The organism is Roseateles sp. UC29_93, assembly GCF_042695725.1.
Taxonomy (GTDB): Bacteria; Pseudomonadota; Gammaproteobacteria; order Burkholderiales; family Burkholderiaceae_C; genus Roseateles; species Roseateles noduli_A.
The window spans coordinates 6,274,114-6,300,438 of record NZ_CP170545.1 but is presented as its reverse complement, the minus strand read 5'-3'; the positions used below and the strand labels follow the sequence as shown (position 1 = coordinate 6,300,438).

Below are 26,325 nucleotides of genomic sequence, written 5' to 3'. Positions count from 1 at the left end.
ATGGCGATCACTCTAGACAGCGGGATGCCCGTCCACTAGCCGGTGGAGAGGCACAAGCGCTGTTCCTGAAAGGGGGCAATCCATGGTGATGCCGACGCCCGACCAGACCCAGGGCTTGCTGGCCTTTGTACGCAGCGTGCAGATGGGATCGTTCAGCGCGGCGGCGCGCGCGCTCGGGGCCACGCCCTCTGCGGTATCCAAGGCCGTGGGACGCCTGGAGAAGCGCCTGGGCGTCCGTCTGTTGCAACGCACGACGCGCGCGTTGATCCCCACGCAGGAGGGTGGCGCCTTCTTCGAGCGTGTCGCGCCCTTGCTGCGCGCGCTCGATGAAGCGGGCGAGGCCGTGCGCGCCGTCGACACCGTGCAAGGCGCGCTGCGCGTGTCGGCGCCAGCGGTCCTGGGCCGCGTCCTGGCGCTGCCGATCCTGCGCGAGTTCGCGCCCAGACATCCCGCGCTGCACCTGGATTTCAGCGTCACCGACCGGCCCGTCGACCTGATCCGCGAAGGCATTGATGTGGCGATCCGCGTGGGCGAGGTGGAGGACGACCGGCTGAATGCCCGTCTGCTGGCGCGGATGTCGCTGGTGCTGGTCGCCTCGCCGGGTTATCTGTCGGCGCATGGTCGCCCCACGTCGGTGGACGAACTCTCACGCCACGCGCATCTGCGCTACGTGCTGAACGGTCGACCGCAGCCGATCGTGCTCGGGGATGGTCGGCAGCTCGAGCCGACGCCGGTGTTCGACACGGACTCGGCGACGTCCTGCGGACGGCGGCGTTGAGCGGACTGGGCGTCGCCCCAGATCCTCGCGTGGTCGGTGCGCGAGGACTTGAGCGAGGGGCGCCTGCTGCAGGCGGCGCCGGAGCTGCCGATGCCCTCGGTGCCCGTCCATGCCTTGCACGCCTTCGGGCGGCACACGCCGGCACGGGTGCGGCGGTTCATCGACTTCCTCGTCGAGTGGTTCGACGGCACGGCGCCGGACTGATGCGGCACCGCGGTCGACGGGTGTGCGCCGCTCAACGACGTGTTGAGTCTGGCGGACCTACCGGACGAGCGGACGGCTTCCTAGCATTCAGACATGGCCTTCACGGCGCAATCGATCTGAAGGAACTCGCATGAACGCTCGCGCCATTCTTCGTGCCCTGGGGCTGCCGGCGTTGGTGGCTGCGACGGGCCTCCAGGCGGCTCCCCATGGCGAGATGCCCGAGTCCAGATGGCACTGCCGGGCGACCGGATGGGTCATGCTGATGCACTGGCGTCAGGTCAGCGCGGCGGAAGGCTGCGATGGAGAAGCCTGTCGGCTCGTCACCGCGCCGATGACCGAGGGCGTGCTGCTGACGGAGCAGGGCCGACGGGTAGGCGTGGTCGAGGTGCGAGGCGATGGCTTGAAAGGCTGGACCTTCAAGGACATCGAGGGACGTCACTGGCGTCTGCGCACGCGGTCGGACAGGCTCGAAGGCACGGTGTCGGATCGGAGGAAGAGACAGGCGGTGTCGTGCAGGCTCGCGTCGCGCGGTGGCCAGGAGTAGGGCGGTTGGGGCTGTGATCGGACGCCTTTTGACGCCCCTCTCCGGCTCGCCGGATTCACTCGCACGTCCCGAGGGCGGCTCACTGGTTCTGCGGTCCCTTCTTCCGGCGCACGGAATGGAGCGCATTTTTGGTCAGGCTCATGGCCGTGTAGAGGGCCTTCATCTGCTCGAGCGGCCCCGCCTTCCACTCTTTCTGGAGCTGTTCCGTGGCGGTCGCGTTCTGCGCCCGCTCGGTCGCGAACTCGGGTGCCGACGGCTCGAGACCCACGAGTTCCTGTTCGAGTTTCTTCTGCGCCTTGGCCAAGCGTTGCACGGTGCGCGCGACGTCCTCGTCGGATGGCTTCCAGACGCCGCTGACCGGCGCGAGCGGAGTCACCTGCGCCGGGATGTCCTTGACCACCACTTCCTCGAAGAACGTCTTCGTCTGCGGGCTGGACATCTCGTATTTCACGCCCGGCTGGCCCACGTCGTTGAGCGTGGTGGTCGTGTTCGGCGAACTCGGACCGAGGCGGCGCTCCTGCGGGCCGGTCTGCTCCGTCTTCCACTTGCGCCAGAGGCCCTTTTCCAGCGCGAAGCGGATCACGATGCCGCTGCCGTCGCTGCCGAAAGTGGAGGCGAAATACGAGGCGTGGTCTGCCGAGCCGACGCTGAAGTTGAACCACGTGTGCAGGCCGGTCACCCGGCCGCTTTCCTTGCCCGCCGGGATCATGTTCGTGCCGTCGAGGTAGATGCGCGAGGCGAAGATTTCACCGGTCGCGGACTGGGCGTCGAACAGGTCCCTTCTTCGCGTAGACGTCCAGCAGGAGCTTCTTCATGTCCAGCGTCTTGCTCCGCAGCTGCTTCTGCAGCTTGGTCGCCAGGTCTGCGCGTTTCTTGGGGGCTTCTTCCAGCGCAACCTCGGACCATTTCTCGCGCAGCCCGACGATCAGCTTCTCCTGGCCCTCGAGCTTCTCGCCCATCTCGGACAAGATCGTCTCAAGGGCGGCTTGCGGCGTGACATTTTTCGCCACGTCGGAGCGCTGCTTGTCGCTCTTGGGGGCGCCCTCCATCCGGTACGCCCACACGATGCCCCCGCCCTTCGCGCTCGCCGTCTTCTTCTCTTCCTCTTTTTCTTCCCGTGGCTCACTGGATTTCTCCGGCACCCCGCGCTGCGCCAGGATCCAATTGACGGCGCTGCCGACGCTGTTGAAGCAGATGTGTTGCGCCTCGGTCAGGAAGGGGCCCAGCGTATCGAAGGTCTTGGAGTCCGTCGGCTCGTTGCCAAAGAGTGTCGTGAGCAGCTTCTCCGAGGTGCTGAGGTCATAGCTCTCCGGGCCCTGGTGCCCGAGGACCACGGGTAGCTCCTGGGCTTTGTCGAAGGTCACGTAGCGCTGGATCACCGGCGCGCCCCGGCGCTGCACCGCGTCGCCGCGCAGAGCCTGCAGGATGCCGCGTTGCGCGACCATCCGGGGCGACTCGTCGACCCGAGCCTGCGTGGTCGGCGTCTCCCGGCGTCGCACCGCATCACCGCGGAGGGCCTGCAGGCCATTGCGCTGCGCGACCATCCGGGGGGACTGGTCGATCCGAGCCTGCGGGGTCGGCGTTTCCCCCGGTCTTGCGCGCCGTGTCGGCGGCAGGCTGGCGCGGCGCCGCTTGGGCGTGGCCCTCGTGGAGCTTCATGACGCGTCCTCGCTAGGGTTGACGTGCAGGCGCCACGATAGGGGGCGCCGACCGCGCGGGCTATCGGTCGATTGCTGATTCGTCCGCCCGCGCGCGCACCGGGAACGTCTGCCCCTATCGGGCGCCGCTACGCCTGTCGGCCCGGGCTGTCACGAAGACCAGCAGCGCAGAGGCCAACAGCAGAGCCGCACTCGCGATGAACGTGCCGAGATGGCCGTGATGGTCGAAGAGCACCCCTCCCAGGGTCGAGCCGGATGCAATGGCCAGTTGGACCACCGCGACCATCAAACCGCCGCCTGCTTCTGCGTCCTTCGGCATCGTGCGAGCGATCCACATCCACCAACCCACTGGTGTTGCCGTCGCCACGAAGCCCCATGCTGCAAGTAGCCCTGTGACGGGGAGGACTGCCGTTCCGGACAACGCCAGTCCCACAGCTGTCACCGCCATCAGCACCGGCGCGGCCAGCAGGGTGCGGTACAGCCCGTGCTTGAGCACCGCGCCGATGAGCAGGGTCCCCGCAAGTCCCGCGACGCCGATGACCAACAGGATGGCGGACAGCTGTGCAGCGTGCACTCGCGTCACGGTCTCCAGAAACGGTCGAAGGTAGGTAAACAGCGCAAACTGCCCGGAGAAGAAGACACCGACCGCCAGCATGCCCAGAGCAACGCGACCGACGCGAAGAAGCCTCACCGGGTTCGCGTTGCGGGTTGCCTGACCCTGCGCCGGCAAGGCGGGTAGGCTGATCCACAACCAGACCAGGGCGAGCAGTGAGATCGGCACCAGGCAGAAGAAGGCTCCTCGCCATCCGACAACGCTGCCGAGGTAGCTGCCCAGAGGCGCCGCCAACACGGTGGCCAGCGCGTTGCCACCGTTCAGGATGGCAAGAGCCCTGGGCACCTTGCTTGTCGGAACGAGCCGCAACGTCGTGGCGGCGGACAAGGACCAGAAGCCACCGACAACGACGCCGATCAGCGCTCGGCCCGCCATGTAGGTAGCGAAGTTCCCGGCGAGCGCGATGATGCCGCCGGAGAGGCACATCAGCGCGGTGAGGCCGAGCAGCAGCGCTTTACGGTCCCGCCGGCCGGCCAGGGAAGCCACGCTCAGGCTGGCGAGGACCGCGAAGGCACCGGAGATGGCCAAGCCCTGTCCTGCGACACCTTCACTGACGCCAAGATCGGCGGCCATCGGCGTCAGCAGGCTGACGGGCATGAACTCGGAGGCGATGAGTGCGAAGACGCATAGAGACATCGCAAACACCCCGGCCCACCTTTCGGGTCGTGCTTCCGAACCATTGCCGTCCACGCCGCGTGCGTCGGCGTCGAGCGATGCAGCCGTCATACGCCGGCCTTGGCGAGGTGCCGATTGAAGAAGGCGGTCAGCCGGTCCCAGGGAATCAGATGGACCCGGTCATACAGGTCGACATGGCCCGCTCCCGGAACGTAGTGCAGCTCCTTGGGTTCAGCCGCAAGCTTGAAGGCGTCCTCGCTGAATTCCTTGGAGTGAGCCTGGTCGCCAGTGATGAAGAGCAGCGGCCGCGGAGAGATGGTCTCGATGTCGTTGAACGGGTAGAAGTTCATGAACTTCGCGTTGCTGCTCAGCGTCGGATGTGTGGTGGTCAGCCGCGAAGCGCCTTTGGGCGTGTACTCCCCGCGAGGCGTGCGATAGAAGTCGTAGAACTCACGCTGGATGGGGTGGGTATCGGAGGTGAGCTCGTGCACCGTTCCACTCGTGTATTGCGTGGCGCCACCTGCGAACTCACCGTCGCGTTGAGCTGCGGCGGCGGCGATGATCTGTCTGCGCTGCTCAAGCGTCTGCGAATGGTGGAGTGCGTTGCGATTGGCTGCACCCATGTCGTACATGCTGACGGTGGCAATGGCCTTCATGCGCGGGTCGATCTTGGCCGCGCTGATGACGAAGCTGCCGCTGCCGCAGATGCCGATGGCGCCGATGCGCTCGCGGTCGACGAAGCTCTGTGCGCGCAGGAAGTCCACTGCAGCACTGAAATCCTCGGCGTAGATGTCCGGCGCGACAGCGTTGCGCGGTTCGCCATCGCTTTCACCCAGAACGACAGGTCCAGGGACAAGGTGACGAAGCCTCTCTCCGCCATCTTCGTCGCATACAGGTTGGCGCTCTGCTCCTTCACAGCGCCCATCGGGTGTCCGACGACGAGCGCGGGGGCTTTGACAGCTTCCCCGAGAGCTCTGGGCATAAACAGGTTGCCCGCCACGCTCATCTTGTACTGGTTCTTGAAAACGACTTTCCGCGCCGTGACCTTGTCACTGCGATAGAAGTTGTCGGCTCCGGCGACCGCGGGTAGTGCGGCTTGAGCCCCTCCGGTTGCCACCAGCAAGCCCAGGGCGGCGGCACCGGAGGCTGCTTGGACAAGGAAGTCGCGTCGATCAGAGGCTTGGCCTTCTTCCGGAATTGCGTGCATGGATATGGCTCCTGTGAGGGATAGGGTGATGTGGGTGGGGGGATGAGCTCCCCGCGACCGAGCTTCCTGCGTCAGTCAGAGGCTCGCTCGATGCGGACCTTGAACGGGCCGGGGCGCTGAAGCGCCGCGAGTCCGTTGTCGACCTGGCCGAGGCGCACGAGCCCTTGCGCGTGCACGTTGCCTTCGAGAAAGATGGCCAGATTGCCCCAGGGCGCGTAATAGGTCAGTTCGCCCGCTGTGGGTGTGTGCCCGGCGGGTGCGCCGACCACCGAGAGCCTGCGCGGCAGGTCGGCAATGCGCTCAATGCGTGCGTAGTCCTTCAGCGTCAAGGTCAGAGGCAGCAACTCCGCGAAGTCGCGCGCAACGGCGGTGTCGTCCAGCGTGGCCATCGCGACCTGTCCGTCGACAGTCAGGCGAACTTTCATGGGTTTTCCTTGCGGGGATGCTGTGAATGACCCTAGGCCCCCGGCCAGGCCGACCAGTGCCGCGAGGCATGCTCGCGTCGATCTTCCAAGGGTGTCGGTGCGTGGGGTGCGTTGCATGCCTGGAAGTTTGCTGATCGGCCGCTTTGCTGACTAGATAATGAATAGCGATAATGCTTATTAGAATTTCTAATCAATCGACGTGTGCGCACCATGGCGAAGCGAAATCTCGATGACCTGATGGCCTTTGTCACGGTGGCTCGTGAAGGCAGCTTCACCCGGGGTGCCGCGGTGTTGGGCGTGACCCAGTCGGCGCTGAGCCAGACGATTCGAGCGCTCGAGGAACGTCTGAAGATCAGGCTGCTCACGCGCACCACCCGCAGCGTCTCGGCGTCGCCGGCCGGAGAGCGGCTCATTCAGGCCATAGGACACCGCTTTGACGAGATTGAGGCCGAACTGGATGCGCTGACGGCACTGCGAGACAAGCCCGCCGGCACAGTGCGCATCACTTGTGGTGACCAAGTCATGCATGCGGTGCTGCTGCCGAAGTTGATGCCGCTCTTGAAGGAGAACCCGGACATCACCCTCGAGTTCGACATGAACTATGGGTTCAGGGACATCGTGGCCGACCGCTTCGACGCAGGGGTGCGCTTGGGCAACACCATCGACAAGGACATGATCGCCGTACCCATCGGCCCACCGCTGCGCATGGCCGTTGTGGCTTCTCCAGCCTACTTTGCCTCACACCCCATACCCAGGACGCCGAAGGACCTCACTGAGCACCGCTGCATCAACCAGCGCATGCCCACTTCGGGTGGCCTGTATGTCTGGGACTTCGCCAAGAAGGGCAAACAGGTGAACGTGCGTGTCGATGGTCCGTTGATCTTCAACACAGCCCCGCCGCAGGTCGACGCAGCGCTGGCTGGTATGGGCATCACCCTGCTGCCTGAGGATGAGCTGGGGTCTCACGTCGAAGAGGGGCGCCTGGTGCGCGTGCTGGAGGATTGGTGCCCACCCTTTGCGGGCTACCACCTCTACTATCCAAGCCGACGCCAGCCTTCACCTGCGTTCTCTTTGGTCTTGAACGCCCTGCGCTTCGACGGTCGATCGATGTCGAGGAAATGAATGACCGCTTTCGCTGGCGGATTCAGCCTGTCGATGCAACACATCGCTTGAACATCTCTGCCGGGGTCTGATCGCCGAGCGGCTTGCGCGGCACGAACAAGCCCTAGAACCCGTCGGGCTTGGCGCCTTTCATGATGCGCACCCACGTGCGGATGAACGACCGGAACTTCTGGCGTGCCGCGGCCTCCTTCACCGCCTGGAGCTTGCTGGCCGCGCTGTTCGAGCGGCTGCGCCCGGCAACGCCGGTGGGCTTGTAGATCTTCTTCGTCTGCTTGTCGCCGTCTTCGTCCAGTTCGTTGCCGGCCCGGCCGCTGGACTTGACCGTTCCCAGCTCCATCAGCGCGTCGAGTTCAAGGTTGAGCTTCGCCACATCCTCTGACGTGATGTTGTCGTCCAGCCACTTGCGCAAGGCCTCGGGATTGGCCTCCACGCGAGCCGCGTCGAGGTTGATCTTGTGCAGCACCGAGGTGGGAAAGGTCTCGCGCAAGGCGATCATCACGTCGAAGAAGATCCCGTAGGCGGTGATCTTGCCGGTCTTGTTGAGCACGCGGCGCACGTACTCGCAGTTCCCGTTGCCCTTGGCGAAGCGGGTCCGGTTCGCGAGGGTCGGCGTCGAATGCCAGACCAGTTCGTCCACCCACGAGACGTAGGCATGACGGGGCATCACGCCGCCCTTGATCTTTGCCTTGCCGGCGGCCCGGTTGTCGGCTTCGCCGAGCTTCTGCTTGGCGGCGTCGATGTTGGTCAGCATCGAGTCGGGCAGCGCATAGTGGTCCGTCATCACCTCGCGCTTGGCGCCGTCGATGGGCGCCCGGTCCTGGGTCCACTCGGTGGCTGGCGTGTCTTCCTCGTTGTCGAAGACGAGGTTGACGAACAGGTTGTCGCCGCCCGTGTCCTTGTGCATGCTCAGCGCGCCGTCATCCGACATCGGACGGTTGTAGTAGTAGTTCATCTCGATGCAGACGTGGTAGCCGTTCTTCAACCAGTCCTGCTGCTCGATGAACGCGAGCTGATTGTTCGCCGCCATCAGATCGAAGACGAAATCCTCAGTCTCTCCGGCCAGGGTCTTCTCATTCTTGATGTCGTCGTGAGCCGTGCTGCGTGACATCAGATCGTCGCCTTCGTACCAGAGGTACATGTTGCCGACGGTGAGCATGCGGTCCTTCTCGCTCTTCTTGTTCTCGTCGATGGCTTTCAGGTTCACCTTGGCATAGGCGGCCAGCTTGGCGGACAGCTGCGACCAGCTGCTGTCCAGCTCGCCCTGCTCCTGCGGCAGCTCCGTCAAGCCGCCGCTTTCCATCATCCGGTCGACCAGCCCTGCGCGCACAGCCTCGAACGTGGCTCCGTTCACGCCGGTCACGTCGTTGAAGAAGGCGCCTTTGCTGTCGTCGACGGGCAGCGGGTGTCCGCCTTTCGTGCCGCGTTCTCGGATCCACCATTCGCTGTCCTTGTACTGGTGGATGGTGCGTTGGGCCACTGACCCCTCAGCGGCGGCGCCGAACAGGCGCTGGTGCAGCGCGCGTTCCTCGCGCATCCGCGCGCTGCCCTGAAGTTGGGCGGACCAGGCGTCCTTGGCCGGCGTGTGCTGCAACGGCGATCCGGCGATCTGCCCGTCGCGCTCGGCGGCCGGGACGATGGCAGGCGCGTCGTGGCCGGTGCGTGGAAGACGTGGCATGTCGAATCTCCGGCGGAAGGGACTGTCCGCCGCCATCTTTTCGGCCGCGCTTCCCACGGTCCATCAGTGGTTTGCTGATTTCGGGGCGCCGAGATGCCGAGCCCGTCGCGGCATTCGAGAACACGGCGACGGCGTCATTCGCCTCTTGGAAGATTCATCCTTCAGGAGGCTGGAAGTCTGCGGTGTCAACGCCAACGACGGATGTTGAGAGGCCGGGGTCAGGGCTTGCCTTCAAACGGCGGCCTTGCTTGTCTTCTTCCTCCTCGGCTTCGACGCAGCGAGCTCCGCCCACACAGGCGCGTGGTCGCTCGGGGCTGTCCGTCCCGCGCTCTTCGCGGTCGACGCCGGCGGCCACGACCTTGAACGCGGCGCTCACCAGTATGTGGTCGATCCTCAGACCTGCATTCCGCTCCCACCGCTTGCGGCGGTAGTCCCAGAAGGTAAACGGTGTGTCCTTGGGGTGCGCCGTCTTCAGCGCGTCGGTCCAGCCCTGTTCCAGGATGGCCGCGAAGGCTTCACGTGCTTCCGGTTGCAGCAGCGCGTTGTCTCTCCACGTGTCCGGCTTGTAGATGTCGGCGTCGGTGGGCACGACATTCCAGTCGCCCAGGAGGACTGTTGGATGGCCTTCCTTCCACAGGGCATCGGCGCGCTGGCGCATCCGCTCGAACCACGCCAGCTTGTAGTCGAACTTGGGGCCGGGAAACGGATTGCCGTTGGGCAGGTAGATCGCGGCCACCAGCACGCCGTTGATGGCGGCTTCGACGTAGCGCGCCTGTCGGTCCTTGGCGTCGCCGGGCAGCGCCTTCATCACGGGCAGCGGTGCATGCCCGCGGGCGAGGAGGGCGACGCCGTTCCACGTCTTCTGGCCGACCACGACGGACTCGTAGCCGGCCTCGCGGAGGGCGTCGACCGGGAAGTCCTCCGTGGGCGTCTTCAGCTCCTGCAGCGCGACGACGTCGGGTCGGCGCCGCGCCAGCCAGTCGAGCAACTGGTCCAGTCGCTTCCGGACGTTGTTGACGTTCCAGGTCGCGACGATCACGGCGTCACCGCATCACGAGGCGTCAGATCGGCGAGGCGGCCACCAGATGCTCGGACAGGAACCACACCTGCAGCTCGTTGGTCCGCACGACGTCGCTGACGAGCAGGTCGTCCGTCCCCGAGTCGCCGGCGTCGCTGGCCTTCTCGGCCTGCTCGCGCGCGTAGGTCAGGATCATCGTGTGGGCCTCGATGAGGCGGCTGAGCTGCACGGTGGCCGGCTCGCGGCCGCGCGGCGGGCGGGGGATGCGCGTCTCCTCCGCGATGTCCGCGGCCATCGCCAGCGACACGCCGCCGAGGATCTGGATGCGCTCGGCCAGCAGGTCGACCAGCTCGACCTGGGCTTCGAAATGCTTGTCGAAGAGCAGATGCAGCTGATTGAAGGTCGGCCCGACCACCTGCCAGTGATGCTTCTTGTACATGTCGCGCAGCGTGATGGTGTCGGCCAGCACCTGGTTGAGCGAGTTCACGCTCTTCTTGACGACCGCCTCGGGCAGCCCGTGCGGCATCTTGATGACCTCGCCGAAGCGCTGGGTCTCCTGCGACTGGGTCTTGACGGACTTGTCGATCGTCGGGGTCGTGGCGGCGTGGGCGGCGTCGACGCGACCCGCCTTCGGGGAAGACTTCTTCTTGGTAGCCATGCGGAACTCCAGAACAGTGGGAAAGACCTCGGCCTCAGGCAATTGCCGATCCCGCATTGCGCGCGGCGGCCGGGCCGATGCGCGACGGACTACCGCTGCGCGGCGCCGTCCCAGAACGCCTTCAGCAGGCGCACCAGCTCATCGGGTTGTTCCTCGGGGATGAAGTGCCCGCAGTGGGCGACCACGCCGCCCTGGACGTTCTCGGCCACGGTCGTCAGCAGCTCGCGGGTCTTGTCGCCGAAGCTCGCGTCGCCGCCCAGCGCGAGCACCGGGACGCGGACCTTGTCGCGCAGGAAGCGCTCCGTCTGCGCCTGCGTCTCGAAGATCGCGCGGTAGACGCCGAGCACACCGCTCACGCCACCCGGCGCGGCGAAGGTGCGCATGGTCTCGTCGAACGCCGCCTGGCTGACCGCGCCGGGGTTGGCGCAGTAGTTGTCATAGAACCAGGACAGCACCTCCCGTTCATGGCTGGAGAACAGCGTCTCCGCGAGTCCAGGCGCGAACGCCAGCGGCCACCACCAGAGCCCGCCGCGTGCGGTGCCTTCCGGCGTGAACTGCATCAGTCGCGCGAGACTCTCGGCGGTGATGATGGGCTCGTCCAGATAGGCCAGCGTGCGCACCTCGTCGGGATGGTGGCCGGCCCAGACCAACGCCGCCGGTGCGCCCCATGTCATGGGCCACGATGTGGAGGGGGCCGATGTCGAGTTCCCGCAGCAGCGCGCGGAAGTCCCCGACCAGCGTGTGCGCGTCATAGCCGTGAGCCGGCTTGTCGGAATCGCCAAACCCGCGCATGTCGGGAACGATCACGGTGTGGGTCCGGGCGAGCAGGGGCACGACCTTGTGCCATGACTGTGAGGTGCCCGGAAAGCCATGCCAGAGCAGCACGGGCTCGCCTTGTCCGGCGACGGCGTAGTTCAGGCGCACGCCGTTGACGTGCGCGGTATGTTGTTGGGAAATCATGGCGTCCTTCAGGCACGGGGCAATCGCTGGATCAGCGTTGCCGATGCTAGGGACGTGACTGGCCAACGGATAGGCTGCGGGAAGCACCGGCATGTTGTCTTGCAGGCATCAACAGATGCGGGGAACCGTGGTCGCGGCGCGATCCGTGCGAGATCTGGAGAGGCAAATTCGGTTCAAAGCCAGGGCACTCTAGCTACGACAAAGATGGTCACGTTGGAGTCGCTCAACGGGCCTGACGTTGCTAAGCCTCAGGTCGTGCCACGACCGCGTGGCAGAGCGCGACGGTGCAGAAGTCGCCTCTTCGATGCAAACCTGTTGCCCACCCTGCCAGCAGTTCACTACGCATTTGGTTTCTTAGGGAAAACCAAGGGTAATGGGATGTCGGGTTTTGTGCGCGAATTCCGTTATACGGTGACCGTTAGCGAGGTCCTGACCAATATGCCAATGCACTGGGAGTTTCAAGATCGAAGTCCCCGATGAACGGGGTGGCATAAATTTCCCAGTTGCTGGTATGTTTCGGGAAGGGGGACATATGCCAGCTCTAGACGCAAAGATCATCCAAGATCTCGAGGGACGCCTGCAGCGCTTTCTGGTATCGACAGGAGGGGCTGAAGAGGCCGTGAAGTTCCTTGACGCGGGAGGGTCCGCTGCTGTGTTCAAGGTTCGTCGCGAGGGTGGACTACGCGCGGTCAAGGTTTTTGACCCGGCGCTGTTTCAAGGTGAGTCTGCTGCCGCTAGCAGGCGGCGGTTGGATGTGCAGCGGAGGCTAATTGGGCATGGGTGTCCAAGCCTAATCCAGACATACTTTGCGATGGAAGCTGAAGGCACGGCATTCATCGAGATGGAATTCGTTGAATGGCCCCAGCTAACAAAATGTTTGAGCCTCGTGCCCGACGATGCCGTAGGCCCGCTTATGAGCCAGCTCGTAGAAGCGGTCAGATTCTTAGAGAGTCTGAACATTGTCCATCGTGACATTAAGCCCGAGAACATCCATGTCTCGCCAGACTACAAGCGACTCACGTTACTTGACCTTGGCGTTGCGCGGGAATTTGATTTACAGGAAGAGAACGATGCTGCGGTTACGGATGCTGGAGCTCGACGCCCCTTCTTAGCTACCGCTCAATATAGCTCTCCCGAGTATCTTTTCCGGCTCGATCAGCCCACTCAAAAGTTGTGGCGAGGATTGAACTTCTATCAGGTGGGAGCCGTGCTTCACGATCTGATCAAGAAAGAGCCGCTGTTCCAGCACGAAGTGGCGCTAGGTAACCGCTGGCTCGTCGCTCGAGCAGTCTTGACTAAACCCCTATCATTTTCGGATCCCGATACAAAGAGGCTCGCACTTGAGAAATCTGTTGCTTTGCGATGTTTGACAAAAGACTTGGATACTAGGCTATCCCTTGTGGGGTGGGAAGATTTTCAGTTTGATAATTCGAACAGTGCATTAAGTGCTCTTAAAAGTCGGCTGGCCAAGGGTGTGGCGCATCTGGGTAGTAATTCACAACAGGCTGCAGCCGCACGTCTTGACTTCGAGCGTTCTACTTACCTTAAGAGAATCTTCGAACGTGTTAGAACCGAATTGCTGGAGGCTTGCAGTAATCAGTTGCCGCTGGCAATGAAGGCGGATTGGGCGGGCGCTGGATCCGATATTGTTTTTCTGCTCACGCCTAATAAATTCATTGGACTCGGCCTTGTCTGCAGAGCCGATTGGGGCGCAAATCCATACGAGAAGCGCGCGCATATTCTCATCGGAGCGAAGCTTTTGGCGCCCGGTTCAGCTGACTCGACAATTGCCGTGGAGTTCAAGCCGGTTTTTGAAGCCACCATCGGTGGGGCTGATGATGAGGTGGTGGCTGCCATCTCCAATAACTTGGCGGAGTTGATTGCTACAGCTTTGTCTCGAATCGAGGCGGCAAATGCGGCAGTCGATACGCTGTATGACGCCGCCATATAAGGGCGCAAAATCAAGGGGGGAACTATGAGGACAAGCTGGTGGAGGTCGAAGAACGAGCTGGTGCCAGAACAGGCAGAGTTCATCAAGTTGCCTGTTCAAGGGAGGTATTCTCTAGTGGGACCACCCGGATCTGGAAAGACGAATCTTCTTCTTCTCCGGGCTCAGTATATTGCCGGCACGGGAGAGAAAAATGTGCTGATTGTTACTTACAGTCGAGCGCTCTCGGATTTTATACGCTCGGGGATTGGAAAGAGTGGCTTGATTTCTGCAGATCAAGTAAAGACGTTTCATTCTTGGGCAGGTGGTCATATTGTTGACCATCTTGGTTTTGGTGCCAGTCCGACGAATGGCCAATTCGATGACGCAAGGCGGGCTGAGATTGTCGCTAAACTAAAAGAGGCGAATGCTAGGTTGGCTACATCAAAGGTGTACAGCGCTATATTCGTGGATGAAGCGCAAGATCTTTCGGTGGGTGAATTGGAGCTCCTGCTCTGTCTCAGTGATAAGGTGTGTATTTGCGGCGATGGGCGTCAAGGTATTTACGAACAGGACGGGCTTGCCGTCGCCGAAAAGCTGAATTTAACGCCGCACACTCTCACGAGTCACTTTCGAATTGGGCAACGGATTGCTCAAGTTGCCGATAAGCTAATGCCACCTTTGGATGGGAGTCTTGGGCTTGAGGCAACAGCGAATTACAACCCTAAGATTCAGGGTACTTCAACGGCGAAGTTGGTGTCATTGAAGAGTCGAGATGAGCAGTTTTCAGAAATGGAGACGTTGATAAGGGTTCAGTTGATTGCGTTCAAGGACGACAGCATCGGAGTTTTTTCCGGGACTCAGGCGACAATTGCCGAGCTGAAGGAGCGATTTGAAAAGACGGACCTTTCAGATTTGGTGGCCTACCACAATGGCGACGGTGAGGCTTCCTTCTCGTCCGACAAGCGCATTCATGTAATGACATTGCACAGCGCTAAAGGTACCGAGTTTCGTGCGGTACATATCTACGGCGCTGAGGAGTTGGCTGGCTATCCTCTTCGCAGGACAAAACTCGCCTATACGGGAATTACCCGAGCAAAAACAGCGCTGAATGTGTACCGGACCGGAGAAACTAGCAAGGCGTTAGAAAACGCGTTTGCAGAGCAAAAGTTGGTGGACCTCGACGACCTCTTTGAGGAGAAGGCATGAAGCAAGACGTCCGCTGGTTTGCCGTTGCACGAGAGGATCTCATCGACGTACTGCTCGGAGAGGAAGAGCCGAGGGGGGGCGGCGCGCTGAGCCCCGCCGATCTCGAGTTGCGACATGGTGCGTTGGCGCTCGGCTATAGGCCTCTGTCGTATGGAGCAAGGACGGCATCGCAGCCTACGGCGGTTGTCATCCCGGACAACTCGGCGGTCGAGACGCTCTCATGGCTGCGGGTGTATGCCGAAGAAGCCTTCCCTATCAGCCAGTTTGCACGGGTGGCACGCCTGACCGACTGGGACATCTTTGGGCGCATCGGTAGTTCAACGTCCGAGTACAGCTTCCGACCCGAGCGCTGGGCATCGGTGGCCGTTGGAGAGACGCTTGCACAAGCAGATTCCGAAGTAGACCTTCAGGCGATGCCGCTGTCGCGAATCGCTAGCTCATTGAGTCTTCCCGTGGGCAGGACTGCGAGCCTCTTCGGGCATGGCGAGCCGACACGCGTTTGCGTCGATAGATTGAGAATTCTGTGTGACGACGCCCGTTTGGGCCGAAGAGCAATTGGTGTGGACCATCTGGCGCCGATTTGGGCGTTATGCACCGCCACCGTCGCTGGGCATCTTGAGCCTCACGAAGCGGCGCAGTTGGTGGTGGATGCTTGCATTGCGCATTTGCGGGATAGCGCTCCAAACGCACGCTTACAGGATGTGGAGTTCCTTAGCCGCTTCCCGGGGCTTCGAAGCGACTCTGTGGAGCATCGTGTGATGGCATTCACCGAGCTGGCGCAAGCAATCGCGGCGCTCCCCGCAGTAGAACTAGGCGGACTTGGCGCGACGCTGCTTGCGGCAGGCTGCTTCATGGTTGGACGGAGCACATCACATGCGTTTCTGCTTAACCGATTCCAGAAGCTAGCCCCGACCGCGTTTGCGTGGTTCGGTCTTATGGCCGCGCTGGCGGGACCGCGCGCGTGGACATTGCTTGGCTGCGGGCGGTGAAGGGTGCTGAGCGCTTGTTGCGCCCCGATTTCGCGTGGACCGACGCTCCGACCGCAGACATTGGATGGGCTGAGTTCAGCTGGCTAGCCGGCACGTTTGACGATATCGATCATCTGGTCGCGTTGCCAAAGATGTTGCCGCGTACGCTGGGTGTTGAAGTGGTGCCTGGCGTGGTCCTACAGGTCCGCTTGGGGCATGGCACGGTCGAGGAATCCCGGGCAGCACCTGCGGTATCGGTCCGAGAGCGCTCGCTTGTTGATGCGCTGAATCAAATCATCAGAGTCGCTGTCCGTGCCTCGGGATCCACTGACGGCGAGCTCGGTGAACGAGGTCAGCAGTCGCTCGACCTTGACCACCCCACCGGAGCTCCAGCGACCGTAAAGGCGAGTCGTTCAAAGAAGACCAAGCGCGACGGGTCCGGTAGCTAAGGGCGCGCCGACATCGTGCGGGACTGATGGGGTAGATCCGCGGACCGTCGGCTGGTATGCCCGTAAGCGGAGGGCGCCCACCTCGGACAGACGGTCAGAGTGATGCACTCCAAGACTTCGGTCCTCGCCTACACCGTGGCGCTTACGATGATGGTCGTGATATGAGCTCCTCTTCTCGGTAACGAGGCGGAGAGCCTTCCATAACTCCTCTTTGATCATTGCGCTGCGGCGACCTGTTGGTAAGCGTCCTGGCAAGTCATGTTGATCCGCTGAGCCGTGCCTAGGATGCTCGTGTCCATCAACGACTTGATGGGTACGTGCGCACTATGGACCAAGCATCGCCAGGCCGTCGACGGCGAGTTCACAGCGCCGAGTTCAAGGCTCAGGCCGTGCAGGCCTCTCAGCAGCCGGGCGTGTCGATGGCCGCTGTGGCGATGGCCCACGGCATCAATGCCAACCTCCTCCGCCGCTGGGGTCACGAGAGGGCTCAGCCGCCCGTCGATGCAGTGGCCGTCAGCGACAAACCAGTAGGCTTTATCGAACTGCCGATGCCGGCGCAACCCGCGCCGCCAGCGCCGAGCGCAGAGCCCATCCGTATTGAGGTCCGCCGCGGTTCGACCACCATCGCGGTGACGTGGCCCGCAAGCGCTGCCGATGCGTGCGCGGCCTGGATGCGCGAGCTGCTGCGTTGATTCGCATCGACGCCGTGTGGCTTGCGACGGAGCCACTGGACATGCGCGCTGGCACCGAGACCGCGCTGGCTCGCGTCGTTCAAGTCTTCGGCGGCGCCAAGCCGCACCATGCCTACCTGTTCGCCAATCGCCGCGCCACACGCATGAAGGTGCTCGTGCATGACGGCATCGGCGTGTGGCTGGCGGCGCGGCGCCTGCACCAAGGCCGCTTTGTGTGGCCTCGCGAAGTCACGTTGGAGCAGATGCCGCTGACCCAGCCCCAGCTGCAGGCCATGATGCTGGGCCTGCCGTGGCAGCGCGTGGAAGACGACGGCGTGATCCGGTTGCTGTGACCCAATCGGTGCTCGCGCCGATGCGCGTGGCCCGCTGGCGCTCCACACTGCCTTCATGGCAGTCGCAGCGCCCCTCAGTCTCGAAGACATCGCCTCGCTGGAAGCCGCGGGGCTCGGGCACATCGGCGCCAAGGTGCGAGCGCTCTTGGACCGCCAGGCGCACGACCGTCACGAGATTGAGTGGCGCGACGCCAAGCTCGAGAAGCTCACCTTCGAGATGGCGCAGCTGCGCCGGGCGAAGTTCGGCAAGAAGAGCGAGCAGCTTGACGCCGAGCAGAAGGCGCTCTTCGACGAGGCTGTCGATGCTGACCTCGCCGCGCTGGAAGCGCAGTTGGCCGAGATGATGGCCGCCAAGCGCAAGGACAACGAACCCGCGCCCGAGCGGCCCAAGCGCGCCGCACTGCCGGCCCATCTGCCGCGTGTCGAGCGGCACCACGAGCCCAGCGACACGACGTGCCTCTGCGGTTGCCAGATGACACGCATCGGCGAGGACGTCAGCGAGAAGCTGGACTACACGCCGGGCAGCTTCACGGTGGAGCGCCATGTGCGCGGCAAGTGGGCCTGCGCGAAGTGCCGCACGTTGACCCAGGCGCCCGTGCCAGCAGAGATCATCGACAAGGGCCTTCCCACGTCGGGGCTGCTCGCCCATGTGCTGGTCGCGAAGCACTCGGACCACCTGCCGCTCTATCGCCAAGAAGCGATCTTCGAGCGCGCTGGCCTCGCCATCCCGCGCTCGACGTTGGCAGCCAGGGTGGGCGTGTGCGGTGTGCGCCTGCAGCCGCTAGTCGACGCCATGAAGGCCGATCTACTGCGCCTGCCCGTGCTGCACGCCGACGAGACGCCGGTGGCCATGCTGGCACCCGGCACAGGCAAGACCCATCGCGCCTATCTCTGGGCCTACGCCAGCGGAGCCTTCGAGACCATGCGTGCGGTGGTCTACGACTTCACCGAGAGCCGTTCGGGTCAACATCCGCGGACCTTCCTGGGTCACGGCACCGAGAGCGCCTGGAAGGGCAGCTTGGTCTGCGACGACTACTCCGGCTACAAGGCGCTCTTCCTCGACGGCGGCATCACTGAGGTGGAGTGCATGGCCCACGCTCGCCGCAAGTTCGTGGAACTGCACGGCCAACAAGAGCACGCTGGCGGCTACTGCCATCGAGTTCATCGGACAGCTCTACGGCATCGAGCGGGAAGCGAATAGCCTGGCAACAGAGGATCGCTTGCGAGAACGACGAACGCGCGCGGCGCCGGTCGCGCAGGCCCTGCACAAATGGCTGCTGGAGTTCCGGCCGAAGGTGCCCGATGGCTCGGCGACCGCCAGAGCGATGGACTACAGCCTGAACCGCTGGGCGGCGCTCACGCGCTACCTCGTCGATCCAGCTCTGCCCATCGACAACAATTTCGACGAACAGCAGATCAGGCCATGGGCCACGGGGCGCAAGAACTGGTTCTTCGCCGGGACCCTGCTTGCCGGGCAGCGGGCGGCAGCCATCATGAGCCTCATCCAGACGGCGAAGCTGAACGGGCATGATCCATATGCCTACCTGAAGGACGTCCTGCAGCGGTTGCCGACGCAGCGGGCCTGTGACATCGATGCACTGTTGCCCCACCGGTGGAGATAGCTCTTAGTTCGGCCCCGTATATTGGCAACCAGCGTTCCTCGCGAACTGGCTACCTGCGTCCTTTCGGCCAGAGCCGTCAGTCTCAGGCGGCGGTCGCGACACCTCTAGCGACGCGGATCGTAAACACGGCTACAAAGGAACAAGAAGCATGAACGAAGACAACGATTTGCACGCCGCATGCCAGTCCAAAGACATTGACGCCCTATGGATCGCACTCGCACAGGTCAGCAAGCGTGAGGGGGCCCCGTTTCTCGCTCAGGCGTTGTTGGGGCGAATGGCATGAGTCCCATGAAGACATTGTTTTTGAACTCGGGCTCATAGGCGATCCGCGTACCGTCCCCGCAATCTTCGAGGCGGCGACCACGCCCCACAAGTACATGATTGATTGGGACAACCTTCACGAGTTCCAGCGCAAATGTGCGTATGCGTTGGCGCGCATCGACACCCTTGAGTCAAGGGCCGCGCTGGAGGCTCTGGCGACCCACTCCGATCCTCATATCAAAGAGTACGGCGCGGAAGGGTTGCAGCATTGGCCTATGCCTTTTCGGGAAGGCGAATACGCCTAATCGCCGCACTGATAGCCGGCGCTTGTTGAAGCCGATACCCACACCAACGGCCGCGGCAGCCAGATGTTCCTTCGTTGGCTGGCCGCGCAGGGCAGTGTCAGCCCGACTTTGCCAGCCGCTTACACCTGTTGAGCCCAGCTTCATTTGCGCGTTGGGAGGTGTCGCGACCGAGTCGCAGGCTGCGACGGTGCACAAGTCGAAGCCGCTGCCAAAGTGGCTGAATGCGCACTTGGCCTGACTGATCAGGTGACGTTTCCCGCCCGGCTGAACAGCACCGCGTCCATCACCTTCATGTAGGCCTTGGCCGTCTTCGCGTCGTCGGTCCGCACGCCCGTCGTGGCGGCGATGTCCGGCCCCATCACCGCCAGCGAGTTGGCCAGCGAGACCATGGCGTAGTACAGCAGCACCGGCTCGCCCTTGGGCAGGTCGCCGGCCTTCTGCGCCGCCTTGATCAGCGGCTTGGCCAGCTCGAAATGCGGCCGCAGGAAATGCTGCGCCAGCCACTCCTGCCGGTCCTCGCTGTGCGCGCCCTCGCGCCGCTGCATCATGAAGCGGTGCAGGTGCGGCTGGTCCAGCGTGAACTGGAAATACGCGATGAACTCCTGCCGCAGCTGCCCGATCGCGGTCGCCGGCTTCGCTTGCCGGATCATTCCTTCGCGTGCCCGGGCGAGCTCCTCATAGACCAGCGTCGCCACCGCCTGCCACAGTACCTCTTTCGATTGGAAGTGGTAGGTGATCAGCTGATGCGTCAGCCCGCTCTGCTCCGCGATCGCGCGCATGCTCGCCGCCTCGAAGCCGCGCTCGGCGAATTCCTTCAGCGCGGTCTTCAGGATCGCCTGCTTCGTGTCGGCCGAGCGCTGCTGCTCGCGGCGGCGGGGCGTGGAAGTATCCGGAGTGCTCATGTCCGCCATCATGCCTTCGTCGCGCGCCGTACTACCTCGGCGGAGGTAGCTTTCGAGCTTGAATTTCAATTGCGTATCGCCCGTGTTGCCCGTCTTGGTGCGTTGGTATCGATACCGTTGCGCCGGCATCAAGAGGGGCATCAATTCGACACACATTAAAACTTGCCGCCCGGCAAAACAAACGCGGACACTGCCGCCGCCTGCCCCTCTCAGGAGGGACAAGCTGCGACGCGTGCCGATGGGCGGCACGTGCGCCGGACCAGACCAGGTCCACATGAGAGCGGCCGCGGACACCACCCTCCGCGGCACCGATCGCACCCACAGGCACGGGAGGGAACCACCATGGAGTTCAAGCAACTCGGCATCTTGATGGGCAGGGCGTTTGTCCCTGCCCTGCTGGGCAGTGCGCTGCTTGCCGCATGCGGCGGCGGCAACGGCCAGCAGGACGGCAGCGTCCAGATCGCCTCGGATGACAGCGGCGGCAGCGCCGATTCCGCGGCACGCGCCAAGCGCATGGCCGGCGACAGCGGCACGGAGACGGCGCTCACGCCCGTCTCCGCCACCGGCAGCTCGATGGAGCGCGGCGACCTGAACGGCGCCAAGGCCATCGACAAGGACGACAACAGCCGCTGGGGCTCCGCGTTCACCGACAACGAATGGCTGACGCTCGACTACGGCAGCAGCGTCACCATCACGCGGGTCCGCATCAACTGGGAAAACGCCCACGCGAAGAAGTACCTGCTGCAGACGTCCGAGGACAACAAGACCTGGACCACGATCAAGACGGTCGAGAACAGCCCGGGCGGCGTCGAGGACCTGAAGGACCTCGGCGGCCAGGGCCGCTACCTGCGCGTGCAGGGCGTGACGCGCTCGACCCAGTACGGCTACTCGATCTTCGAGATCCAGGCCTTCACCGGCACGCCGGTCCCGCCGACCACCCCGACGGACCCGACCACGCCGACGAATCCCACCGATCCGACGACGCCGACCACCCCCACCGATCCGACCACGCCCACGCAGCCGACGGAACCCGTGGGTGACACGAGCAAGCCGGGCGTGGCGATCAAGCCCGTGGCGGCGATCTCGTCGACGCCCGAGAACGACGGCCTGTCCGCGAAGAACACGATCGACGGCAACCTGGCGTCGCGCTGGGCGTCCAAGCCGGAAGACGGCGCCTGGATCCAGTACGACTTCGGCACGGCGCAAGCGCTGGGCTACATGAAGCTGGTCTGGGAGAACGCCTACGGCAAGGCCTACGAGATCCAGATCTCGGACGACGGCAAGACCTGGACCCGTCTGCGCAACCAGCCGGCCGGCAAGGGCGGCACCGAGGAGTACTTCAACCTCGGCGTGAAGACGCGCTTCGTCCGCATCCAGGGCGTGACCCGGGCGACGAACTACGGCTACTCGCTGTTCGAGGTCGAGTTCAAGACCGTCGGCAGCGACAACAGCATCCCGACGACGACCACGACGCCGTTCGCCTTCCCGGCCAACGGCGCGAACGTGGGCCCGCTGTACAACCCGCAGGCCCCGATCGAGCAGATCCAGATCACGCTGCCCGACGGCACGCTGATCACGCGCTTCGGCCAACGCGGCGTCGGCCGTCACGGTCGCGAGCGCGGCGAGGACTGGAACGAGATCGGCTTCGGCCCCAATGAAACCGTGGATGCCAACGGCAACCCGGTGGACAAGGGCCCGGGCAACTACATGAACTTCGTCGCGAACTACTTCAAGAATCGCACGTGGGGCGTGGAGTTCATCGACAACAGCCGCGTCGCGGGCGTCACCAAGCCCCGCCTGATCGTCAACCAGTACTTCCCGCAGGCGCAGCGCGGCGGCGGCCATTCCTTCTTCCGCCGCATCGACGACCCGAACGTCACCGGCTACGGCTGGATGTCGCCGGGCCAGCTGCTGGACCCGACCACCTACACGGACGGATTCGTCGACAAGACCTCCTGCCCGGTCGTGCCCAAGCCGCCACAGAACGCGCTGGCCAACCCCAACTCGGGCTTCAAGGGCGTGATCGGCGCGAACGACGGCTGCTCCGTGGTGCTGGACAACATGCCGGGTCACACCGACCTGGCGCCCAACGCCAACGGCGTGCTGGTGCCCAACGGCGTCAACATCCCGGCGCGTCCGCTGCAGCTGGGCGAGGCGATCGAGTTCACGGGCTCGTTCTTCTCCAGCCGCGCCGCGATGGACGCGATCGGCGACAAGGGCGACTACCGCTACTACACCAGCGAAGTCATCTACGTCATGGGCACCGGCCTGCGTCCGTGGTACGGCGTGCAGCCGCGCCTGAACAGCGTGCCGCTGCCGGATGCCGTCCTGTCGGGCGGCATCGGTTCCGTGTCGTACAACTACTCGGACGAAGGCTGGCGCATGTTCCAGCAGCCCTTCAACAACATCGGCATGCAGAACCTGCAGCGCTTCGTTGAAGGTCGCCGCGCGGTGCACAGCAGCTTCGTGACCGGGCAGCACATCGAGCCGGGCAACGATCCGATGACCTCGATCCAGAACCTGGCGGGGACGCGCTTCAACGCCACGGCCTGCGTTCAGTGCCACACCAACAACGGTCGCAGTCCCGCGCCGTTCACGGTGGACCAGCGCCTGGACAAGATGGCCTTCCACGTCGCGGTCAAGGCCGCCGACGGCTCGATCCGTCCGGACCCGCGCTACGGCTCGGCCATCCAGATGAACTCGACGTCGTCCACGGGCGCGCCGCAGGACTGGGGCAACGCGGTCAAGGTCGCGGGCTTCGAGACCAGCAGCGTCACGCTGTCGGACGGCACGAAGATCGAGCTGCGCAAGCCGAAGTTCGCCTTCGACGGTCCCACGCCGCAGCTGTGGTCGGCGCGCGCCGCCCTGCCGCTGCTGGGTGTCGGCCTGCTGGAAGCGGTGCCTGAAGCGGACATCCTGGCCCGTGCGCGCACGTCGCCGGACCAGGACGGCGTGGTGGGCAAGGCCAACTACACCTTCGATCCGGAGACCGGCGCGACGCGTCTGGGCCGCTTCGGCTGGAAGGCGTCCAAGGCCAGCATCCGTCACCAGGTGGCCAACGCGCTGCTGAACGACATGTCGGTGACCTCGCCGGTGTACCCGAACCGCAGCTGCGCGACCGACCCGCAGGGTTGCCGCACGGCGCCGGCGCAGAAGGGCATCCAGGAAGCCGATCTGACCGCGCTGACGCAGTACATGCAGCTGCTGGCCGTGCCGGCCCAACGGAGCATCCCGAGCGGATTCCCGAAGGGTGTGGCGCCGACGGAAGAGCATCGCGTGGATGCGGTCCAGGTGGCCAACGGCCGCAAGGTGTTCGACGCGCTGCGTTGCGCGGCGTGCCACACGGCGGAGATGAAGACGGGCAAGAACCATCCGTTCGCGGAACTGCGCGACCAGACGATCCGTCCGTTCACCGACCTGCTGCTGCACGACATGGGCCCGGCCCTGGCGGACAACCTGCCGGAAGGCCAGGCGCAAGGTGCGATGTGGCGTACGACGGCTCTCTGGGGCATCGGCTACACCGAGAAGGTGGCCCAGGGTCAACCGGTCGGCTACCTGCATGACGGCCGCGCCCGCAACCTGACCGAAGCCATCCTGTGGCACGGCGGCGAAGGCGAGAAGTCGCGTCAGCGCTTCGAGCAGCTGTCGAAGGCGGATCGCGACGCGCTGCTGGCGTGGCTGCGGACGCTGTGATGGGTTGAACGGGCAGGGCGCTTCGCGCGCCCGTTCATCGACACGAAGGCCGTGGCGGCATGCCACGGCCTTTTTTCGTTGGGACGCCGTTTCGGTGTGCCGTGGCAGACTGGGGAGACCATGAAGAAACTCCTCATCTGTGGAAGCCTCGCCGCCGCGTTGCTCGGCGTGCCCGGTATCGGTCGGTGCGCGGAGATCGTCCTGGAGCAGTCCGCGGTCCAGTCGTTGCTGCTCGAAGGGATGTTCAAGGAGGAAGGGCGGCTCCATCTGCAGAAGGGCGCCTGCTACGCCTATCTCGAGGATCCCAAGGTGTCGCTCCAGAACGGGCGCGTGATCATCCGGGTCCATCTCAACAGCAAGCTGGGTGTTCCCTCGGGACGGGACTGCCTCGGTGTCGCGTTGGCGAGCTGGGCGACCGTGTCGGCGGCTCCGGTCGCCCAGGGTCACGTCGTGCGCTTGACCGAGATCCGCGTGGACGAGGTGGAGGATCCCAACACGCGCAACCTCTTGAACCTGGGCCTCGCGCCGGCGTTGCCTGGCGCCGTCGAGTTCGATGTGAAGAAGGCGGTCGAGGAGATGCTCAAGGGCTCAGGGAGCCGCCTCCAAGGAGAGGTGCAGGCGCTCAAGATCGACGCGGTGAAGGCCGGGGACAACAAGCTGTCGATCAACTTCGACTTCAAGCTGGTTGGGAGATGAGCAGGCCTCGGGTCAGGTCTTGCCCACGACCTCGAAGTCGTCGAAGCCTGAGGCCTCACCGCGCTTGTTCGTGACCGTCAGCCTGCCGACCGGCTGTCCCGTCTGCTTCTCCACCAGGCGCGAATGACGTTCGCCGCGGCGGAACAGATGGTCCTCGCCCCACTGGCGTAGCGCCACCACGATCGGGAAGAGCGTCTCTCCCTTGGCGGTCAGCACGTACTGCTGATAGGCCGATCCGTCCGTTGCAGGCTGGACCTCCAGCACGCCTTCCGCGACCAGCGTCTTCAGGCGCGTCGCGAGGATGTTCTTCGCGACCCCCAGGCTGGTCTGGAAGTCTCCGAAGCGGGTGATGCCATCAAAGGCGTCGCGCACGATGAGCAGCGACCACCGGTCCCCCACGATGTCCACCGCGCGGGCCACGGGACACGTCGCGTCGTTCATGCGCTTGCGTTCAGCCATCTCGATCTCCCATCGGCAAGTCCGGTCATCAGGTTGCATTTTAAAACCAGCTGATATGCTGGACTGGTTTCAAAACAAAACCAGTAGCGCCATGCCAGATCCTTCGTCCACGGGCTCGTCTTCAGAATCGATGCCCGCGCGGCAGCTCGTGCTGTTCGCCCTCACGGGCGGCGTCAGCGTCTCCAACGTCTATCTCGCTCAGCCGCTGCTCGACAGTCTGGCGACCGACTTCAACGTGGCGCCGGGTGCGATCGGCTCGATCGTGACGGCGACGCAGGTCGGGTCGGTGCTGGCACTGCTGCTGGTGGTGCCGCTCGGTGACCGGTACGCCAGAGGCCGGCTGATGCGGCTGCAGTTGATCGGGCTCGTGCTGTCCCTGCTGGCGGTCGCCATGGCCGGCCACTACGTCTTGCTGATGGGCGCGATGGTGCTCGTCGGCTCGCTGGGCACGGCGATGACGCAAGGCATCCTGGCGTATGCGGCCAGCGCCGCGGCGCCGCATGAACGCGGGCGTGTGGTGGGTGCCACGCAAGGCGGCGTGGTCATCGGATTGCTGATGGCCCGCGTCTGGGCAGGCGGCATCGCGGACCTGCTCGGATGGCGAGGCGTCTATCTGACGTCAGCGGCCGTGGTGGCGGGTGTCGGAATCGTGGCTTGGCGACGCTTCCCGTCGCTGCCCACGATCCGGTCGAGCTTGAGCTATCCGCAGTTGGTCGGCTCGACGCTGGCGCTGCTGGGAACGGATCGCGTGCTCCTTCGCCGCGGCATCCTCGGCCTGCTGCTCTTCGCCGCGTTCAACGTCTTCTGGAGTGCGCTGTCGCTGCCGTTGACCGCCGCGCCGTATTCGCTCTCGCATTCGGCGGTGGGCGCGTTCGGGCTGCTGGGTGCGGTCGGGGCATTGGCCGCCGGCAGGGCAGGGCGGTGGGTCGACCGCGGTTGGAGCCGACAGGCGAGCGCCGGTGCGCTGTTGCTGATGGTGCTCGCGTGGGCGCCGTTGGCCGGGATGGGAGCGTCGCTGTGGTGGGTGATGGTGGGCGTCGTCGTGCTCGACCTGGGGTGCCAGGCGTTGCACGTCACCAACCAGGCGCTGATCCTGCGCGGGCCGGCGGAGTCGCACGGGCGGCTCATCGCGGGCTACATGCTGTTCTATGCGGTCGGCAGTGGGGCAGGGGCGATGGCATCGACGATGGTCTATGCCATGGGGGGATGGACGGCGGTGTGCTTGCTCGGTGCGGGGATCGGCGTGGTGGCGCTCGGGTACTGGGCTGCGGCTGAACTTCGGAATGGTCATTGCGCTACCGTGACCGTGGCAGGAGCGAAAGCGAGAACCTGA

26 protein-coding genes and 2 pseudogenes are annotated in these 26,325 nt (G+C 64.2%); 15 read left to right on the top strand and 13 right to left on the bottom strand.

All coding sequences use genetic code 11. The annotated features are described in order from the left end of the window. Nucleotides 1-82 precede the first annotated feature (82 nt). The 3 genes from ACFJIX_RS29170 (at nt 83) to ACFJIX_RS29160 (ending at nt 1,526) form a co-directional block, all read left to right on the top strand. A complete protein-coding gene (locus ACFJIX_RS29170; protein WP_377156339.1) occupies nt 83-778 on the top strand; it encodes a LysR family transcriptional regulator in 696 nt (231 codons plus the stop codon). 36 nt (nt 779-814) lie between these two features. Continuing rightward, nucleotides 815-982: a hypothetical protein gene (locus ACFJIX_RS29165; protein ID WP_377156337.1), complete on the top strand. Its 168-nt coding sequence runs from the start codon at nt 815-817 to the stop codon at nt 980-982. Between the two features lie 130 nt (nt 983-1,112). Then, complete coding sequence (locus tag ACFJIX_RS29160; protein WP_377156335.1) at nt 1,113-1,526, top strand: hypothetical protein; 414 nt, start codon at nt 1,113-1,115, stop codon at nt 1,524-1,526. Nucleotides 1,527-1,605: 79 nt separating this feature from the next. Here ACFJIX_RS29160 and ACFJIX_RS29155 read toward each other — a convergent pair whose 3' ends face one another. The 6 genes from ACFJIX_RS29155 to ACFJIX_RS29130 all read right to left on the bottom strand — a co-directional run bounded on the left by ACFJIX_RS29155 (nt 1,606) and on the right by ACFJIX_RS29130 (nt 6,044). After that, complete coding sequence (locus ACFJIX_RS29155; protein WP_377156333.1) at nt 1,606-2,235, bottom strand: hypothetical protein; 630 nt, start codon at nt 2,233-2,235, stop codon at nt 1,606-1,608. 37 nt (nt 2,236-2,272) lie between these two features. Then, nucleotides 2,273-3,070 carry a hypothetical protein gene (locus tag ACFJIX_RS29150; protein ID WP_377156331.1) on the bottom strand — a complete coding sequence of 266 codons (798 nt, stop codon included), beginning with the start codon at nt 3,068-3,070 and terminating at the stop codon, nt 2,273-2,275. A gap of 229 nt (nt 3,071-3,299) precedes the next feature. Beyond that, nucleotides 3,300-4,523, bottom strand: a complete 1,224-nt coding sequence (locus tag ACFJIX_RS29145) for an MFS transporter (RefSeq protein ID WP_377156329.1) — start codon at nt 4,521-4,523, stop codon at nt 3,300-3,302. Then, nucleotides 4,520-5,176, bottom strand: coding sequence for an alpha/beta hydrolase (locus tag ACFJIX_RS29140; protein ID WP_377156327.1), 657 nt, complete (start codon nt 5,174-5,176; stop codon nt 4,520-4,522). The genes ACFJIX_RS29145 and ACFJIX_RS29140 overlap by 4 nt, the downstream gene beginning before the upstream one ends. Beyond that, nucleotides 5,065-5,619: an alpha/beta hydrolase gene (locus tag ACFJIX_RS29135; protein WP_377156326.1), complete on the bottom strand. Its 555-nt coding sequence runs from the start codon at nt 5,617-5,619 to the stop codon at nt 5,065-5,067. The genes ACFJIX_RS29140 and ACFJIX_RS29135 overlap by 112 nt, the downstream gene beginning before the upstream one ends. Before the next feature lie 71 nt (nt 5,620-5,690). After that, the gene (locus ACFJIX_RS29130; RefSeq protein ID WP_377156325.1) at nt 5,691-6,044 is read right to left on the bottom strand and encodes a cyclophilin-like fold protein; all 354 of its coding nucleotides are present in this window, start codon (nt 6,042-6,044) and stop codon (nt 5,691-5,693) included. A 210-nt stretch (nt 6,045-6,254) separates the two neighbouring features. Between ACFJIX_RS29130 and ACFJIX_RS29125 the strand changes: the two genes are divergently transcribed. Continuing rightward, nucleotides 6,255-7,166: a LysR family transcriptional regulator gene (locus tag ACFJIX_RS29125; RefSeq protein ID WP_377156323.1), complete on the top strand. Its 912-nt coding sequence runs from the start codon at nt 6,255-6,257 to the stop codon at nt 7,164-7,166. Nucleotides 7,167-7,269: 103 nt separating this feature from the next. Here the strand turns inward: ACFJIX_RS29125 and ACFJIX_RS29120 are convergent, their stop codons facing one another. The 5 genes and pseudogenes from ACFJIX_RS29120 to ACFJIX_RS29100 all read right to left on the bottom strand — a co-directional run. After that, on the bottom strand, nt 7,270-8,841 hold the full coding sequence (locus ACFJIX_RS29120; RefSeq protein WP_377156321.1) for a hypothetical protein: 1,572 nt from the start codon (nt 8,839-8,841) through the stop codon (nt 7,270-7,272). 154 nt (nt 8,842-8,995) lie between these two features. After that, nucleotides 8,996-9,880, bottom strand: coding sequence for an exodeoxyribonuclease III (locus ACFJIX_RS29115; protein ID WP_377156320.1), 885 nt, complete (start codon nt 9,878-9,880; stop codon nt 8,996-8,998). 22 nt (nt 9,881-9,902) lie between these two features. Next, nucleotides 9,903-10,517 (bottom strand): Dps family protein, encoded by a 615-nt coding sequence (locus ACFJIX_RS29110; RefSeq protein ID WP_377156319.1) that lies wholly within the window; start codon nt 10,515-10,517, stop codon nt 9,903-9,905. Nucleotides 10,518-10,606: 89 nt separating this feature from the next. Beyond that, nucleotides 10,607-11,191 carry an alpha/beta hydrolase gene (locus ACFJIX_RS29105; protein ID WP_377162134.1) on the bottom strand — a complete coding sequence of 195 codons (585 nt, stop codon included), beginning with the start codon at nt 11,189-11,191 and terminating at the stop codon, nt 10,607-10,609. 19 nt (nt 11,192-11,210) lie between these two features. Beyond that, nucleotides 11,211-11,477: pseudogene (locus tag ACFJIX_RS29100) on the bottom strand (alpha/beta fold hydrolase); the annotation flags it as partial. Between the two features lie 532 nt (nt 11,478-12,009). Between ACFJIX_RS29100 and ACFJIX_RS29095 the strand changes: the two are divergent. The 8 genes and pseudogenes from ACFJIX_RS29095 to ACFJIX_RS29060 all read left to right on the top strand — a co-directional run bounded on the left by ACFJIX_RS29095 (nt 12,010) and on the right by ACFJIX_RS29060 (nt 18,959). Beyond that, nucleotides 12,010-13,428 (top strand): protein kinase, encoded by a 1,419-nt coding sequence (locus tag ACFJIX_RS29095; protein WP_377156317.1) that lies wholly within the window; start codon nt 12,010-12,012, stop codon nt 13,426-13,428. 60 nt (nt 13,429-13,488) lie between these two features. Continuing rightward, on the top strand, nt 13,489-14,613 hold the full coding sequence (locus ACFJIX_RS29090) for an ATP-binding domain-containing protein (protein ID WP_377156316.1): 1,125 nt from the start codon (nt 13,489-13,491) through the stop codon (nt 14,611-14,613). Further along, nucleotides 14,610-15,602: a hypothetical protein gene (locus tag ACFJIX_RS29085; protein ID WP_377156314.1), complete on the top strand. Its 993-nt coding sequence runs from the start codon at nt 14,610-14,612 to the stop codon at nt 15,600-15,602. Before ACFJIX_RS29090 ends, ACFJIX_RS29085 begins: the two co-directional genes overlap by 4 nt. Beyond that, nucleotides 15,575-16,030: a hypothetical protein gene (locus tag ACFJIX_RS29080; RefSeq protein WP_377156312.1), complete on the top strand. Its 456-nt coding sequence runs from the start codon at nt 15,575-15,577 to the stop codon at nt 16,028-16,030. The genes ACFJIX_RS29085 and ACFJIX_RS29080 overlap by 28 nt, the downstream gene beginning before the upstream one ends. 326 nt (nt 16,031-16,356) lie before the next feature. Further along, nucleotides 16,357-16,722 (top strand): IS66-like element accessory protein TnpA, encoded by a 366-nt coding sequence (tnpA, locus tag ACFJIX_RS29075; RefSeq protein WP_377156310.1) that lies wholly within the window; start codon nt 16,357-16,359, stop codon nt 16,720-16,722. Next, nucleotides 16,665-17,054: an IS66 family insertion sequence element accessory protein TnpB gene (gene tnpB / locus ACFJIX_RS29070; RefSeq protein ID WP_377156308.1), complete on the top strand. Its 390-nt coding sequence runs from the start codon at nt 16,665-16,667 to the stop codon at nt 17,052-17,054. Before tnpA ends, tnpB begins: the two co-directional genes overlap by 58 nt. A 55-nt stretch (nt 17,055-17,109) precedes the next feature. Next, nucleotides 17,110-18,676 (top strand): annotated as a pseudogene (tnpC, locus tag ACFJIX_RS29065) (IS66 family transposase). A 148-nt stretch (nt 18,677-18,824) separates the two neighbouring features. Next, on the top strand, nt 18,825-18,959 hold the full coding sequence (locus ACFJIX_RS29060; RefSeq protein ID WP_377156306.1) for a hypothetical protein: 135 nt from the start codon (nt 18,825-18,827) through the stop codon (nt 18,957-18,959). 525 nt (nt 18,960-19,484) lie between these two features. Here the strand turns inward: ACFJIX_RS29060 and ACFJIX_RS29055 are convergent. Beyond that, on the bottom strand, nt 19,485-20,144 hold the full coding sequence (locus ACFJIX_RS29055) for a TetR/AcrR family transcriptional regulator (protein WP_377156305.1): 660 nt from the start codon (nt 20,142-20,144) through the stop codon (nt 19,485-19,487). 342 nt (nt 20,145-20,486) lie between these two features. On the opposite strand from ACFJIX_RS29055, the gene ACFJIX_RS29050 reads away from it, so the two are divergent. Continuing rightward, nucleotides 20,487-23,837, top strand: a complete 3,351-nt coding sequence (locus ACFJIX_RS29050) for a di-heme oxidoredictase family protein (protein ID WP_377156303.1) — start codon at nt 20,487-20,489, stop codon at nt 23,835-23,837. A 120-nt stretch (nt 23,838-23,957) separates the two neighbouring features. Further along, nucleotides 23,958-24,533 carry a hypothetical protein gene (locus tag ACFJIX_RS29045; protein WP_377156301.1) on the top strand — a complete coding sequence of 192 codons (576 nt, stop codon included), beginning with the start codon at nt 23,958-23,960 and terminating at the stop codon, nt 24,531-24,533. A gap of 12 nt (nt 24,534-24,545) precedes the next feature. On the opposite strand, the gene ACFJIX_RS29040 is transcribed toward ACFJIX_RS29045, so the two are convergent. Then, nucleotides 24,546-24,992: a winged helix-turn-helix transcriptional regulator gene (locus ACFJIX_RS29040; RefSeq protein WP_377156299.1), complete on the bottom strand. Its 447-nt coding sequence runs from the start codon at nt 24,990-24,992 to the stop codon at nt 24,546-24,548. Nucleotides 24,993-25,047: 55 nt separating this feature from the next. Between ACFJIX_RS29040 and ACFJIX_RS29035 the strand changes: the two genes are divergently transcribed. Then, nucleotides 25,048-26,325 (top strand): MFS transporter, encoded by a 1,278-nt coding sequence (locus tag ACFJIX_RS29035; RefSeq protein WP_377156297.1) that lies wholly within the window; start codon nt 25,048-25,050, stop codon nt 26,323-26,325.